Source organism: Nocardiopsis listeri NBRC 13360 (assembly GCF_001570765.1).
Taxonomy (GTDB): Bacteria; Actinomycetota; Actinomycetes; order Streptosporangiales; family Streptosporangiaceae; genus Nocardiopsis; species Nocardiopsis listeri.
Genome location: NZ_BCSH01000072.1, coordinates 1 through 14,718, shown reverse-complemented (window position 1 = coordinate 14,718; position 14,718 = coordinate 1). Strand labels below are relative to the sequence as shown.

13 protein-coding genes and 1 pseudogene are annotated in these 14,718 nt (G+C 68.5%); 5 read left to right on the top strand and 9 right to left on the bottom strand.

Annotated elements, in window-relative coordinates:
• Positions 1 to 209 precede the first annotated feature (209 nt).
• The 7 genes and pseudogenes from NLI01S_RS20300 to NLI01S_RS20270 form a co-directional block, all read right to left on the bottom strand.
• Positions 210 to 980: a CDP-alcohol phosphatidyltransferase family protein gene (locus tag NLI01S_RS20300; RefSeq protein ID WP_067606975.1), complete on the bottom strand. Its 771-nt coding sequence runs from the start codon at positions 978 to 980 to the stop codon at positions 210 to 212.
• Complete coding sequence (locus tag NLI01S_RS20295) at positions 958 to 2,007, bottom strand: iron-containing alcohol dehydrogenase family protein (RefSeq protein ID WP_067606973.1); 1,050 nt, start codon at positions 2,005 to 2,007, stop codon at positions 958 to 960. Before NLI01S_RS20295 ends, NLI01S_RS20300 begins: the two co-directional genes overlap by 23 nt.
• A 5-nt stretch (positions 2,008 to 2,012) precedes the next feature.
• The gene (locus tag NLI01S_RS20290; RefSeq protein ID WP_067606970.1) at positions 2,013 to 2,744 is read right to left on the bottom strand and encodes a phosphocholine cytidylyltransferase family protein; all 732 of its coding nucleotides are present in this window, start codon (positions 2,742 to 2,744) and stop codon (positions 2,013 to 2,015) included.
• A gap of 33 nt (positions 2,745 to 2,777) precedes the next feature.
• Positions 2,778 to 3,416 (bottom strand): DUF5941 domain-containing protein, encoded by a 639-nt coding sequence (locus NLI01S_RS20285; protein ID WP_371850624.1) that lies wholly within the window; start codon positions 3,414 to 3,416, stop codon positions 2,778 to 2,780.
• 125 nt (positions 3,417 to 3,541) lie between these two features.
• A complete protein-coding gene (locus NLI01S_RS20280; RefSeq protein WP_067606968.1) occupies positions 3,542 to 4,324 on the bottom strand; it encodes a hypothetical protein in 783 nt (260 codons plus the stop codon).
• 201 nt (positions 4,325 to 4,525) lie between these two features.
• Positions 4,526 to 5,290 (bottom strand): annotated as a pseudogene (locus tag NLI01S_RS20275) (ABC transporter ATP-binding protein); the annotation flags it as partial.
• Positions 5,291 to 5,487: 197 nt separating this feature from the next.
• The gene (locus NLI01S_RS20270; RefSeq protein ID WP_067606961.1) at positions 5,488 to 6,330 is read right to left on the bottom strand and encodes an ABC transporter permease; all 843 of its coding nucleotides are present in this window, start codon (positions 6,328 to 6,330) and stop codon (positions 5,488 to 5,490) included.
• A gap of 357 nt (positions 6,331 to 6,687) precedes the next feature.
• Here NLI01S_RS20270 and NLI01S_RS20265 point away from each other — a divergent pair, with 357 nt between their 5' ends.
• Positions 6,688 to 7,458 carry an IspD/TarI family cytidylyltransferase gene (locus NLI01S_RS20265; protein WP_067606960.1) on the top strand — a complete coding sequence of 257 codons (771 nt, stop codon included), beginning with the start codon at positions 6,688 to 6,690 and terminating at the stop codon, positions 7,456 to 7,458.
• Positions 7,455 to 8,219: a glycerophosphodiester phosphodiesterase gene (locus NLI01S_RS20260; protein ID WP_067606959.1), complete on the top strand. Its 765-nt coding sequence runs from the start codon at positions 7,455 to 7,457 to the stop codon at positions 8,217 to 8,219. The genes NLI01S_RS20265 and NLI01S_RS20260 overlap by 4 nt, the downstream gene beginning before the upstream one ends.
• A gap of 3 nt (positions 8,220 to 8,222) precedes the next feature.
• On the opposite strand, the gene NLI01S_RS20255 is transcribed toward NLI01S_RS20260, so the two are convergent.
• Entirely contained in the window at positions 8,223 to 9,287 is a 1,065-nt protein-coding gene (locus tag NLI01S_RS20255; RefSeq protein WP_067606958.1) for a DUF4429 domain-containing protein, read from the bottom strand.
• A gap of 79 nt (positions 9,288 to 9,366) precedes the next feature.
• Positions 9,367 to 10,362, bottom strand: coding sequence for a glycosyltransferase family 2 protein (locus tag NLI01S_RS20250; RefSeq protein WP_067606956.1), 996 nt, complete (start codon positions 10,360 to 10,362; stop codon positions 9,367 to 9,369).
• A gap of 283 nt (positions 10,363 to 10,645) precedes the next feature.
• On the opposite strand from NLI01S_RS20250, the gene NLI01S_RS20245 reads away from it, so the two are divergent.
• From NLI01S_RS20245 to NLI01S_RS20235, 3 genes are all read left to right on the top strand, one after another.
• Positions 10,646 to 12,154 (top strand): LCP family protein, encoded by a 1,509-nt coding sequence (locus NLI01S_RS20245; RefSeq protein WP_067607009.1) that lies wholly within the window; start codon positions 10,646 to 10,648, stop codon positions 12,152 to 12,154.
• 48 nt (positions 12,155 to 12,202) lie between these two features.
• Complete coding sequence (locus NLI01S_RS20240) at positions 12,203 to 12,874, top strand: hypothetical protein (protein ID WP_067606954.1); 672 nt, start codon at positions 12,203 to 12,205, stop codon at positions 12,872 to 12,874.
• Positions 12,875 to 13,135: 261 nt separating this feature from the next.
• Positions 13,136 to 14,467 carry a UDP-glucose dehydrogenase family protein gene (locus NLI01S_RS20235; protein ID WP_067606952.1) on the top strand — a complete coding sequence of 444 codons (1,332 nt, stop codon included), beginning with the start codon at positions 13,136 to 13,138 and terminating at the stop codon, positions 14,465 to 14,467.
• Positions 14,468 to 14,718: the final 251 nt, after the last annotated feature.

The following is a 14,718-nucleotide window of genomic DNA, read 5'->3' as shown; positions in this document are numbered from 1 at the left end:
GTTCGGCAGGACCGCCGGGGTCCTGGGCTGGTGGGATCACGGGTGTGGCCATGAATGCGAACCGTTCAGTGGATGACGTGCGGCTGACAGGTGGACACATGCCAACGTTCGCAGAAACAGACTAACGATAGAATAAAGACGAAGTGTACGGAGCCGTGGACCGGGTAGCGTCCACGGCCCCGTGCTTGCGTCAGGACTTCATCGACGCGTCACTCCAGGCGTCGGGAGGCGAGCACGCTCACGAAGTGCGCGAAGCTCATCAGTACCGCCACCGCGGCGCAGGCCACGACCAGGACCCTGGTCGCCGTCAGGTCGCCGAGGAAGAGGTCGACCACGGCCACCACCACCACGATCAAGGACAGCTCCACGGCCTGGATCAGGCGGTGGACCTTGAGCGCGGAGGCCAGGCGTCGCGCCAGGCTCAACCCGGACGACTTGGGCCGCATGGCCTCCTCGGTGATCTTCTCCGGAAGACCGGCCTTGGCGCGGGCCACGACCACGTTGTCGGTCTCGGCCTTGATCAGGACGACACCGAGCGCGGCGGTCATCCCCAGGATGACCCACCCCCCGGCCTCGAACCCTCCCTGGGCACGGATGCCCAGGCCGACGAGCAACGCGACCTCGGACACGTAGTGACCGATGCGGTCCAGGTAGATCCCGGCCACGCTGGTCCGACCCGTGTAGCGGGCCACCTCACCGTCGGAGCAGTCCAACAGCAGGTAGATCTGCACCATCACGGCGGCGAGGAGGGCCGACCACAGACCACCGAACGCGACGACCACGCCCGCGAGCACCCCGAACACCATCATCAGGTAGGTGATGGGGTTCGGCGGTACGCGTAGGCGCACGAAGAACGTGGTCAGGTACGGGGAGATGTCCCTCATGTAGAGACGCCCCGCCCAGTGCTCCTCGTTCACGCGTTCCTTGATCCCCGCGGGCTGGCCGCCCGCGCGGACCTCAGCGACCGACGGCTTCGACATAGGCCGCGACACTCCGCCCGATCTCGTCCTCGGAGAGGTTCAGGTGTTCCAGGATCGTGAATCTGCCCGGGCGGGTGCCCGGAGCGTGTGCCACGGCCCGCGAGAACTCGGCCTCGGTGAGACCGACGTCGGAGGGCACGATGGGCAGCTGGTGGCGGAGCAGGCAGGAGCGGATCTCGTCCAGTCGCTCGGCCGGCCAGTCCAGGTGCCGGACCCGCAGGTAGGAGGCGAAGAGCGTCCCCAGGCCGGCGAGTTCCCCGTGGTTGCCCTTGCCCGGATAGAGCTGGGTGACCGCGTGCAGGATCTCGTGGCAGGCGCCACTGGCCGGACGACTGGAACCGGCGACCGACATGGCCATGCCGGACAGCACCAGACCCTCGGCCAGGACCTTGAGGAACCCGTCCGAGTCGATGGAGTCGGGCCGGTGCAGGATCGCCTCCGCCGCCACGCGGGCGAAGGTGACCGCCATGCCGTCCACCGGCTCGTCGTTCTCCCTGCCCGCGAGTTCCCAGTCCTCGATCGCGGAGATGTTGCTGATCACGTCACCGACACCGGAACGGACCAGGCGCCCGGGGGCCGCCTGGACGTAGTCCACGTCGATGACGACCGCGATGGGCATGGTCACGCCGATGGACGGTTTGCCTCCCTCGTGCTCCAGGGAGCTGACCGGGGAGGCGATGCCGTCATGCGCCAGGTTGGTGGCCACGGCCACCATCGGGATGCCCGCCATGGTCGCGGCGAACTTGGTGACGTCGATGGTCTTGCCGCCGCCGATACCGGCCACGGCCTCGTAGGCGCCCGAGCGCAGCTTCTGGCCGAGCTCGGTCGCCGCGTCGACGGTCCCCTCCTCCACTTGGAAGACCTCGCACTGAGGCAGGTCCAGGTCGGCGGCGATCTGTGCGCCCTGACCCGGCCCCACCGCCACGGCGATGCGTCCCTCGGTGGCGATGCGGCGGTCGGCCAACACCGTACCTAGTGAGGAGATGGCTCCCCGGCGCACGTCGATCGCCAAAGGGGAGGGAAGCATTCGTGCTAGTAGCGGCACGCGATCTCCCTCGCCTTGGCCAGGTCGTCGTGGTCGTCGACCTCGACCCAGTCCACCTTGCCGATGGGGGCGACGGCGATCTTCTCGCCGCGGCGGACCAGCTCCTGGTAGCCGTCCTCGTAGTAGAGCTGCGGGTCGCGCTCCCAGGTGGCCTTCAGGGCGTCGGCCAGGCGGGAGTCGAGCGAGCCCTCGATGAGGGTGGCGCCGATGTACTCGCCCGCGGCGGTGGCGGGGTCCATCAGCTTGGTGATGTTCTGGAGGTGGCCTTCGTCGTCGAGGGTCACCTTCATCTCTTCTTCAGCGAGGCTTTTCACGTTGTCCACCGCGAGGAGGAGTTCCGGCCCCCGGGCGGCGAGTAGCGTTTCCTCGACACTCACCGGGTGCACGGTGTCGCCGTTGACCAGGAGGACGCCCTCGGAGAAGAACTCACGTGCGGTCCACAGGGAGTAGGCGTTGTTCCACTCCTCGGCCTTGTCGTTGTAGCTGAGGGTGAGCTTGACGCCGTGTCGCTCCTCCAGGGCGGCCTTACGCTCCTCGACTGCCTCGGCCCGGTAACCGACGACGATGACGACGTCGGTGAGACCGGCGGCCGCCAGGTTGCGCAGCGAGATGTCCATGATGGTCGTCTCGCCATCGACGGGCACCAAGGCCTTGGGCAGGGTGTCGGTGTAAGGACGCAGGCGACGCCCCGCGCCTGCGGCGAGAACCATTCCGAGCATGAGGGCGAGTTCCTCCTTAGGTCGAGGAGGCGTTCACGCCTCCCCGTTCGTTCCGGTGGCCGTTCGGCCCCCGTCTCCGTTGGGGGAGATCGGGTGATCTCCCCACTGCTCCTCTCCGCCGAGGGTGTCGGCGGAACCGGTACGCGCTTCGGCCACCGGAGTGGCGCTCCAAGTGCGCACGGCCTCCCGAACCTGTAGGACCACCAGGTATCCGGCGAGTATGCCGTAGGCGGGTGTGAGGGCGGACAGCGCTCCCCCGGCCGCGATGACCAGCATCCTGCCGTCCCACCCGAGCGCGGCGGCTCGCGTCCCGGATGGTCGGTTCACTCCGACCGCGGGCCGTGCGACATCGTCGCGGTGGTGACAGGCGACCGTCACCAAGACTACGAACACCAGGGGACCGGGCACGCCGGACGCGAGCCCCAGCGTTGCGAGGTATCCGTATTCGGTGGCCCGCAGGATGGGTGGCACCAACCGGTCGAACCGCCCATTATGGGGGTGGCAGGCGGCCAAACCGGACAGTAGCAGGGCCGCGACCGGTGCGCACAGGGTAATGCCTGTCAGCCGCCCTTGGTCCGCTAGGAGTAGGACCGCCACGATGATGGCACCGGCGATGGCCGTGAACAGCGGTGGTGCGATCCCCGGCGCCAACCTGCCCAGAAGCCTGCCCATGTGACCGTCATCACGAAGAAAACGCAGGTCGAGAACGATCGGCCTCAAAAGGTCACGTCCTCGGGCATCACGGTCGACCACCGAGCGACCGTTCGTCGGCCTGTCCCCCATCGATCTCTCCCCGTTCACCGGCGCACCTCGGAGCTCGGGTCGACGAGTTCACCGGTGATCGCGACGACACAGCCGACGATGAGGCCGATGAAGGCGATCCGGGCGTCCCAGGTCGTGGCCGCGACGGCGATGACCAGGAAGCGCGTGGGCTGTTCGAAGGCCATGACCCGGCGGGTCAACAGGACGAGGGAGGGCGACGCGGGAACGTCGGTTCCGCCGTCCCCGATGTCCGGTGTCCCGGCGGCTCGGGCGATCTGGGCCGCGTGGTCCGCGTCCACGGGTCGCTCCGGCTCCGGCGCCTCCGGCCGTTCACCGTCCCGCGGCCTGGGAACCGAGGCCCCCTGGAGGCCCCCAGGACGCCGCTGGCCGGGAAGAACGAGCGGATGCGGCGCCCACCTCGCGGGCGGCGCCGCGCGGGCCACCAGAAGCGCGTCACGCAGGGCGAGGGCGATGAGCGCGCCGGCCGCCCATCCCCAGGCGCCGGAGTGGCCGGCGGCGGCCGCACCGAAGGCGAGACCGACGTAGACCACGTACTCCCGGAACTGCACGGCCATGGAGATGGTCCACAGGGTGAGGACGTCCCGGCGATGGGACCGCATGCGCGAGCGGACCGTGTCACAGAACAGGACCAGCCCGAGGAACAGCGACCCGACGATCGCCCCCGTGACGTCGGCCCGGCTGAACCAGACCGCCGCGATGGCCGCGACCACGACGCCGACGCGGGTCACCCCCGAACGGGTGACGTACCTGCGTTCGAGCATCCGCGCGGTCGCCCGCACCACGATTCCCTCGGCCATGTCCGCGCTCCCCTGGTTTCAGCTGAGAGTCACGGTCGCCTACGCTCTGTGTACAATCCATCACCGACACGCTCAAGGGCGCCGATACGCCCCTTTGAGTCGCAGAGCGGCGTTTCGGACAGGCCCGGACAGGAAAGAGCGCACCTCCGGAACGATCCGTGGTGCGCTCTTTCCTGTGGGGGATTCGCGTTCAGGTCCAGGTCAGGCTGCTCGCCCGCCGTCCTTGCCGTCGCCACCCGCACCCGGGTCGGTCTTGTCCGCCTCGGGTTTGGGTTCGTCGACCGCGGTGGCACCGGTCTCGGTCGGGCCCGCCTCGGCCTCGACCTTCTTGGCCGCAGCCTCGGCGCGCTTCTTCTTCGCCGCGTCCTTCTTCTTGCGCTCCTCGATCTCGACCTTGGTGTCCTCGTTGTAGGCGGCCAAGGCGGAGTCGATGTCGGTGTCCAGGGCCAGGGCCCCGTTCCTGATGTACAGACCGCGGTTGCAGAAGCGGCGCAGGTCCTTCTCGTTGTGCGAGACCAGGACCATGGTGCGCTCGTTGGCGAGCATGCGGTCGATGGCCTCGTAGCACTTGCGTTTGAAGGCCTTGTCGCCCACCGCGAGCACCTCGTCGACCAGCATGATCGGGTGCTCCAGTTGCGAGATGAGCGCGAAGCCCAGCCGCACCTTCATACCGCTGGAGTAGTGGCGGACCGGGGTGTCGATGAACTTCGGCTTGACCTCGGCGAAGTCGACGATCTCCTCGAAGCGCTCGTCGATCTGCTTCTCTGTCATGCCGTGCAGCGAACCGACCAGGTACACGTTCTCGCGGCCGGTCAGGTTGTCGTTGAAGCCGGCGCGCAGCTCCAGCAGCGGCGCCACCTTGCCGTGCACGCTCACCTTGCCCTCGTCGGGGATGAGGACCCCGGCGATCATCTTGAGCAGCGTGGACTTGCCGGTGCCGTTCTTGCCGACGATGCCCACGCAGTCGCCCTTGGCGATCTCGAAGGAGACGTCCCGCAGCGGCCAGAAATCGTTGCCCTCGGCGTTGGGGTCGCGCTTGTTGCCGTGGATGAACATCTCACGCAGGCTGCGCTTACGCCGGCGGTTCACCGCGAACTTCACACCGAGACCCTTGGCCTCGATGACCGGACCGTCGGCGACCGCGGCCTCGTAAGTGGACGCCATCACAACTCCTTCAGAACGGACATCTCCAGACGGCGGAACGTCCAGTATCCGATGATCAGCATCAGAATCGAACCGACCACCGCAGAGGTCAACGCGAGGGTACTCGGCGTTAGTTCCTCGAACCCGGAGAACCACACCGTTCGGTGCATCTGGAAGATACCCATCAACGGGTTGAGCTCGTAGAGCGTCTTCGCCCAGCCCGGGACCCTGTCGGCCTGGAGCACCATGCTCGCCGGGAAAAGGATCGCCGATCCATAGAACAGAAGCCGGGTCAGAATACGTGTCAGGCGTTCCACGTCACGGAGCAACACGTTCACCGAGGCCAGGAACAGAGTCACGCCCAACCCGAACATGAAGGTCAGCACGATGGCCAGGGGCAGCCAGAAGAGCATGCCCTCCCAGGTGAAGCGTCCGCCGAGCGCGAACACGAAGATCAGCAGGACCGGCCAGGTGAGCACGTACTCGACGAACTTGGTCCCCACCGTGGCCATCGGGAAGATCTCCCGGGGCACCTTCATGGTGGTGATCAGCTTCGAGTGGGTGATCATCGCCCGCGGCGCCTCGCTGAGGATGGCGCCGAAGGTGGTCCAGGGAAGGATGCCCGCGACCAGGAAGAGGATGTAACCGCCCGGGGCGTCCTCCGGCATACCTCGTTCCGCCTGGAGCACGAGGCCGAAGACGAAGAAGTACACCAACGTCAGGGCGAGGGGTTCCAACATCGTCCAGGCGTATCCCAGCACGGATTGCTGGTACTTGACCTTCAGGTCGCGCCGGACCAGGAGGCCGACGACCTTCCGGTGCTCCCAGACGGCCAGCGTCCTTGACGCCACCGCCACCTCCAAGGTTCGAGATCGTCCGGTTCGGATGTGCCGGACTGTCGCGTCTATGAACTCACCTGTGCGCACCGGCCTTCGACACGGCCCCACCCGCACCCGGACCGGAACGGGGGCTGTCCGGAAGGTCGGGGGATGACACGGGCCACGCCCGGCTCCACGTCCGAATCGATGGGAGGGAGGGACCGATCACGCTCGACAGGCGTCCATAGGTTACCGCTGCATCGGACAGACCGTGTCAACCACGTGCCGTTCACCCCGGAACCGACCTCTCGACCTCGACGTCGGCTAGGGTCTGGCATCGACATCCCACCCCGGGTTCCTCGTTCGGTCCCCGACGAGCGCCCGAGTAGGCACGGAGGAAGCATGTCCGCAGGTCCGCGGGTGATCGCGGCGGTTCTGGCAGGTGGAGTCGGTGCGCGCATGGGCGCGCCCTCCCCCAAACAGCTCCTGCCGTTGGAGGGGCGTCCCATCATCGAACATTCGATCGCGGCCTTCGAGGCCAGCCCCGACGTGGACGAGATCGTCGTGTTGATGGTGGACGAGTACGTGGGCCGGATCGAGGACCTGGTCGCCGAGGCCGGGTTCGCGAAGGTGTCCAAGGTACTCCCGGGCGGGGCGACTCGAACGGACACCTCCTACGCGGCGTTGACCGCGATGTCGGCCGCCTCCGACGACGACCTGGCCTTGCTGCACGACGCGGCCCGTCCTCTGGTCCGTCCGGCGACCATCGCGGCGTGCGTGTCCGCTCTGGGCGAGGCGGGTGCCGTCGGGGTGGCGGTGCCCAGCGCCGACACCGTGGTGCGGGTGGTCCCGGGGCGGTCCGGCGGAGAGGTGATCGCACAGACCCCGGACCGTTCCGCCCTGCGTCGGATGCAGACGCCTCAGGGGTTCCGCTTGGGTGTGGCACGCCGCGCCTACGAACTGGCGATGGCGGACCCGGGCCTGGTGGCCACCGACGACTGCGGAGTGGTGCTGCGGTACCTGCCCGAGGAAGAGGTGAGGATCGTGCCGGGCGAGGAGAGCAACATCAAGGTGACGAACCCGGGTGACGTGGAGCTCGCCGAGACTCTGTCGCGTCGGATGCGCGCGCACTCCGCGCCGATGGGGCGTCCGATCTCGGAGGTGGCGCCGTGAGCCGGGTCTTCGAGGCCACCGATGTGATCGGGCACCGTGGCGCGGGCCGAGGCGTGGTGGACGGAGCCCGGGAGAACACCGTGGCCTCGTTCGATCTGGCCGCCCGCACCGGTGCGGACTGGATCGAGATCGACGTGCGCCGTACACGCGACGACGCCCTGGTGCTCTACCACAACGCCGCCCTGGACGATGGTCGCGCCGTCGTCGATCTCACCCAGCGGGAGTGCGAAGAGGCCGGGCTGGTGGGCCTTGAGGAAGGACTCTCCGCGATCCCGGACCACATCGGTCTTGACGTCGACGTCAAGACGGTGATGGAGGACGCGGTGGACGCGCCGGCGCGGCGGACCGTGTCGTTGCTCCTGCCCCATCTGCGCCGCGAATCCGAGCGTCGCCGAGTGTTCGTCTGTTCGTTCGACCCGGGTCTGCTCCTGGCCGTGCGGGAAGGGGCCCCCGGGGTCCCGACGGCCTGGATGCCGTACGTGCGCAACCCCGCGGACTCGGCGATCCCCGGTGCCGTGGGGCTGGGGTGCCCGATCGTGGCGGTGGACGCCCGCGCCCTGGGGTTGAGCGACGAGGAGCCCAGGCCGGGGCGACGTCCACTGGAGTACACGGTCGAGACCGCGCACCGCGCCGGGTTGGAGATCATGTCCTGGTGCCCGGACCCGGTCGACGCGGCGCGCTTCGCCGCGGCCGGCATGGACGCGGTCGTGGTGGACGACGTGCCCGGCGTGGTGACCGCCCTCAAGGAATCGCGCGCCTGACGCTCAGATCCGGTCGAGGAGTTCGGCCTTCTTGGTGCCGAACTCCTCGTCGGTGAGCAGCCCCTTGGCGTGCAGGTCACCGAGGCGTTCGATCTGCTCGAAGATCCACGAGGTGTCGGCCCGCGGCGCGGGCTCACCGAGGTTCGGCGGGGCCTCTTGGCCCTCCTCGACGATCTCGACGCAGGAGGCGGAGGAGTCACCGTCCAACGACTCCCCTCCCTTCCCGCCGGGGAGGTTCAGGGCGTCCACGGCTCTCAGGGCCGTCCGCTTCCACCATTCGGGGTCTTGGAAGCCCACCTGCGGGGTCCGCTCCACGACGTCGTCGCCATCGCCGGCGCCGATGGCCGCACGGGTCGAGCCCTCGTGCGCCCACAGGTGGGCGGTGACCGTGGCGGCCAGCAGGAAGGCCTGGTGGATCTCGTTGCCCTCGCCCCCGGCCCGCAACACGTTGAGGTCGGTCTTGGGTTTGGCGTCGGTGGGTCTCCCCCGACCCAGCACGCGGACGAAGCCCCAGCCCCAGTCATCGACCGGCGCCCACTCCATGCCGTCGATCTCGGCCAGGTCGAACTCGCGGCGCTGTTTCTTCTTCTTGTAGCCACCTGCGTAGCCACCCGACCACATCAGGGAGAGCCGGTCGTCCTCGAAGCGGGCGGTCCCCTCGGAGGTGAGCACGTGCAGGGGCTGGGGCGGGACCAGGGACAACACGGCACGAGGCTCGGGTTCACGGGCCTGCCCGGCGGCGAAGCGGAGCTGGTCGGCCAGGTACTCGGCGACCAGTTCGGTCTTGGCCGGTCCGGTCAGCCGGAAGGGTTGGAACCTCTCGTCGAGCATCGCGCCGACGGCGGAGTAGGGGTCCATGCGGTCACGCATCCGCAGGTTGAGGACCCAGCCCTTCTTGCGCCCGGCACCCGGACGGAAGTCGACGTCGCGGACGAGCCCGACCGGAAGGTCGAGGGTTCCCAAAAGTTTGAACAGTGGGCTCTTGAACCAGCCCTTGGTCTCGAAGCGGATGTGGACAGTCTCGCTGTCGAACACCCACACGGCCTGTTCTCCGCGCAACTCGTCCATGGTTCCCTCTCCGGTTCTCCTACTCTTCTTGCTAGCAGAACCGGAGCTCCAATGGGAGACCGCTTTTGGCGCCCCGAGGTCAGGAGTGGGAGGCCTGGGCGGTCCGCGAGTCGGCGCCCAGATTCGACGGGCTCGTGATGAACCCGACGCCCCACGACATGTGCATGGTGGCGAGCGCGAGCGGGATGAGCGGCCACGACGAGGCCGGCCGCCCCCGGGTGAGCGGCACCGACGCGGCGGTGATCAAGACCAGGTAGGCGGCGGGAACCAGCCACAGCGGCCAGAACAGGAAACCGCCGACGAGTCCGACGACGATCCCGGCCACGGCCACCGGCGGCGCGAGGTAACGGAGGTTGATGGTGCCCTTGTGCTGACGGGCGACCACACGCCGCCACCGGCCGTAGTGGAAGTACTGCTTGGCGAGCAGCTTGACGTTGCGGCGTGGACGGTAGGAGACCTGCATCCGAGGCTGGAACCAGACGGTGCCGCCGGTCGTGCGGATGCGGTGGTTCATCTCCCAATCCTGCGCCCGCAGGAACGCCTCGTCGTACCCGCCGACGCGCTCCAGCGCGGACCGGCGGAACACACCGAGGTAGACGGTATCGGCGGGGCCGCCCTCACCACCGGTGTGGAAACGGGCGTTGCCGACCCCGACCTTGGAGGTCATGGCGGCGGCCACGGCCTTCTCCCAGGGGGTGGTGCCCTCGGCGGCCATGATGCCGCCGACGTTGTCCGCGCCGGTCTCATCGAGGGTCTCCACGGCCACCCGGAGGTAGTCCGAGGGCATCATCGCGTGGCCATCGATGCGCGCGACGATGTCGTGCGTGGAGGCGCCGATGGCGGCGTTGAGACCGGCCGGGGTCTTGCCGGTGGGGTTGTCCACCACCTTGACGCGGGGGTCCGCTGCGGCGAGGTCGTCGGCGACCTCACGGGTGCGGTCCTCGGAGGGGCCGACCCCCAGGACGACCTCGAGCTCGCCCGGGTACTCCTGGGCGAGGACGTGTTCCACCGCGGCGGCGAGGTGACGTTCTTCGTTCAGGACGGGCATGACGACGGAGACAGGCGGCCAGGACACGGGCACTTCCCTGGGTCAAGACGTGTCGGAAACGCGCACGGAGAGAGGGTGTACGCGCCGTCAACGGTACTGCACCGGGGCCGCCGACCGGACGGCCCGTCTCCACCGTCACGCCTTGATGCCCGACATGATTCACACGAAATGACAGAACCGATCGGCCCGTTCCGGTCTCGAAACATAGGGGAGCAACACGCCGGGGGCCGACATCCGGCCCCCTTCGGCCGATCGGGTGACAACCTAGGTGTGGCGAGGACACCGTTGAACGGGTGGGACGGGGATGCCGATGAGCGAGGACGACGCCGGACGGCACGGATCAACGGGCGAGTTCCGACGTGAGCGGTCCTCTCCTGTGCCACCCGACCGTTCGACGCGTTCCGGGCGGATCACCGTGCCCAGCGCGACGGTCCGACGCCGCCGCAACGGTCTGCTCGTGATGAGTGTTCTCTCGGTGCTGGTCCTGCTGGCCTCCGGCACCTCGTGGGCGATCACCGGGTGGATGTCGGGTTCGCTGAACCGCTTCGACGTGTTCAGCGGGATGGCCGACGGCGACCGACCCGAGGAAACCGGTGGTCTGACCTTCCTCGTCATCGGTTCCGACAGCCGCGACGAGATGAGTTCAGAGGACCAGAACGCGCTCAGCGTCGGTTCCGTCCCCGGGCAGCGGTCCGACACGATCATGCTGGTGCGTCTCAACCACGAACGCGACCACCTCACCGTGGTCGGCATCCCTCGCGACCTGTGGGTGGACATCCCCGGCGAGGGCGAGGACAAGGTCAACGCCGCCTACGCCTTCGGTGGCCCCCAGCTCGCGGTCCAGACCGTGGAGTCGACCACGGGAGTGCGCATCGACCACTACGTCGAGGTGGACTTCAACGGATTCGTGGACGTGGTGGACGCCTTGGACGGCATCGAGGTGTGCCTGCCCGAGGCCATCGACGACCCCAAGGCGCGGCTGAACATGGAGGCGGGCACCCACCAGGTGGGTGGGACCGACGCCTTGGCGTTCGCCCGGACCCGCGCCACGGCCCGAGGCGACCTGGACCGGATCGACCGTCAACAGCAGGTGCTGTCGGCCATGTTCGACAAGGCGTTGAGCAGCCAGACCCTCTCCGACCCGGGCAAGCTCACCGCGTTCCTGGACAGCTCCCTGTCCTCGGTGACCGTGGACGAGGGGATGGACACCAGCGCCATCAACGACCTGGCGTACCAGATGCGCGAAATGGACCTGAGCAACGTGACCTTCGCGCAGGTGCCGATCTCGGACATGGACCACTGGACACCGCGCGGTGACGTCGCCGTGCTGTGGGACGAGCCCGCTGCGCGGGAGATGTTCGCCGACATCAACGCCGACCGCCCGTTGAGCGAACCCGAAGCCGAGGAGCAGGCCGAGGAGGGCTCCGAACCCACCCCCGGCGACGTCCGGGTCCGCGTGTTCAACGGCACCGCCACCCCGGGCCTGGGCGCCCAGATGGACAACCAGTTCGCCGAGGCCGGGTTCGACGTCACCGACCAGGCCGAGAACTGGAGCGACCGAAGCGTGCCGACGACAGAGGTCCGGTACGGCCCGAAGGACGAGGAGCTCGCCGCGTACATGGCGGAGATGCTGCCGGGTTCGGAGACGGTCGAGGACCAGACCCTGGAGGGCGACCTACAGGTCGTGATCGGTTTCAACCACACCACGTTCGAACCGCCCACGCCGGTGGAGGGCGCGGTGACGGAAGAGGAATCGCAGGAACCGGCTCCGGAGAAGGGGCCCGCCACCACTACCGCCGAAGAGAACATCTGCACGTAGCCTTGCGAGGAGAGGGACCGCGAAAGTCCCTCGGGGAAGGGGAAGCTCTTGCTCCGCCACCTGGTCGGACTGCTCGCCGGAATCGCCTTGGCCCCCGTCATCTGGGTGGGGATCGCGTGGTCGGCCGACCTGTTCCCCCGTATCGCTCAGGGTGAGGTGGCCGTCACTTCGGTGTTGTCCGTGGTGGTCCTGTGCCTGGTGGGTGCCGTGGGCGCCTATCTGGTCGCCTCACGCCGCTCCCCCCTGGTGGCCGGTGCTTCCGGGGCGCTCCTGACCGCCCTGTGCCTGTGGCCGATCGTCTCCCCCGAGACTCTGGCCTCCGCGCTCTCCTGGCTCAACGAGGAGACGTTCCTGTACCCGAGCGGGGCCGGACTCGGTGTCGCCCTGCCCTTGGGCGTGCTGCTCCTGGGTTCGGCGGTCCTGCCCACCCGCTGGCGCGCGGCCGAGGACCTGGGGCCCGTCCCCGGTGGTCGGGTGGTGGCGAGCGCCGGCCGCGACCGGTATCGCTCGTCGCCGGTCGACGAGGTCGGGCCCGAGCCGGGCCAGGCCGTGGAAGAGCCATGGAACGACGGGGGCCCGGTCGGCGACACCGTGCCCGACGTTCCTCCGCCCACCTCCCCCGTGCACAGGTACGAGGATCCCGCGAAGACCACGACACCGTTCCGCCGCGGTGAGAGCGGCGCGGTGTGGACCCCATTGGACGACGACCGTGGCCGTTGATCCGAACGTCCCACTTCAGGGGGCGGAACGTCCCCTCATCGCTCCCCTCGTACCGACGTCTCACCACTCACCGGTAATCTGTCCGCCTGACTGTTCACGTGCAGTTGGGTCGGACGCCATGGCCCTGCGCGTAGGGTGATGCCGCCCCGGCACCATCGTCGGCCGAACCATGTCCGTTATCCGCCCCCGTGAGGGATGTCGACCGCCGCGAGCGGGAACAACCAGTACCAGGCGCGAGCGGAAGCAAGGAAGGAACACCCAGTGGTCGAAGCGGAACGTATGCGGGTCTGCGTCATCGGGACCGGCTACCTCGGCGCCACGACGGCCGCCTGTCTGGCAGAGATGGGCTTCGAGGTCCTGGGCCTGGACGTCGACGAAGCCAAGGTCGACATGCTCCGTTCCGGCAAGGTCCCCTTCTACGAGCCCGGTCTCGATGAGCTGCTGAAGGCCAACCTGAAGACCGGTCGGCTGCGCTTCACCACGAGCTTCGCGGAGTCCGCCGAGTTCGCGGACCTGCACCTGATCTGTGTGGGCACCCCGCAGCGCGACGAGTCCGGCGCCGCCGACCTGCGCTACGTGAACTCGGCGGTGGACAATCTCGCCCCGTACCTGACCCGACCGACCGTGGTCGTGGGCCGTTCCACCGTCCCGGTGGGCACCGCCGCCACCCTGGCCGCCCGCCTCGCCGCGCTGGCCCCGGTGGGCGAGGAGGCCGAGCTCGGGTGGAGCCCGGAGTTCCTCCGCGAGGGCTTCGGGGTGGAGGACACCCTGCGCCCCAACCGCATCGTGATCGGCACCGACTCCCCCCGGGTCGAGAAGGCCGTCCGCTCCCTGTGGCAGCAGCAGGTGGACGACGGCACTCCGTTCCTGGTCACCGACCTTCAGACCGCCGAACTGGTCAAGGTCTCGGCCAACGCCTTCCTCGCCACGAAGATCTCCTTCATCAACGCGATGGCCGAGGTATCCGAGGTGGCGGGCGCCGACGTCATCCAGCTCGCCGAGGCGCTGTCCTACGACGACCGCATCGGCGGCAAGTTCCTCGGCCCCGGTCTGGGTTTCGGTGGTGGCTGCCTGCCCAAGGACATCCGCGCCTTCATGGCCCGCGCCGACGAGCTGGGCGTCGAGCCCGCGCTGTCGTTCCTGCGCGAGGTGGACGCGATCAACCAGCGCCGTCGGGCACGCACCATCGACATCGCCCGCCAGCTGATCGGCGGGAACTTCGCCGGGCGCACCGTGGCGGTGCTGGGCGCGGCCTTCAAGCCGAACTCGGACGACATCCGCGACTCGCCCGCGCTGGACGTGGCCTCGACCATCGCCTCCCTGGGCGCACACGTGACCGTGTACGACCCGCAGGCCTTGGAGCGCGCCCGTGAGGCGTTGCCAGAGCTGAACTACGCCGAGTCCATGCTGGACGCCGCACGCGACGCGGACGTGGTCCTGCTGCTCACCGAGTGGGCGGAGTTCAAGGAGGCCAACCCCGACGAGATGGGCGAGGTCGTGGCCCAGAAGCGGATCGTGGACGGGCGCAACGCGCTGGACCCCACGTACTGGCGCGCTTCCGGCTGGACCTACCGGGCGCTAGGTCGCCAGTAGGAAACCATCCATACGTTGAACGGCCGTCCCGAGTCATGGGACGGCCGTTCGTATGTTCGTTCATGTTCGTTCGCATGTTCCGATCGCCCGAAGCCCGCTCGAAGCCCGATCTCCGCTGGATCACTTCAGAGGTTTCGAGGAGTTCGGTGACCGCGCGGGTCTGCGAGCACGGTGCACATCCCGGTCCGTGTCTCCATAGCCGGCGGCTGACCAGGCGGTTGGCGGTCGTTCTTTTGGGGCGTGGGCGGGGC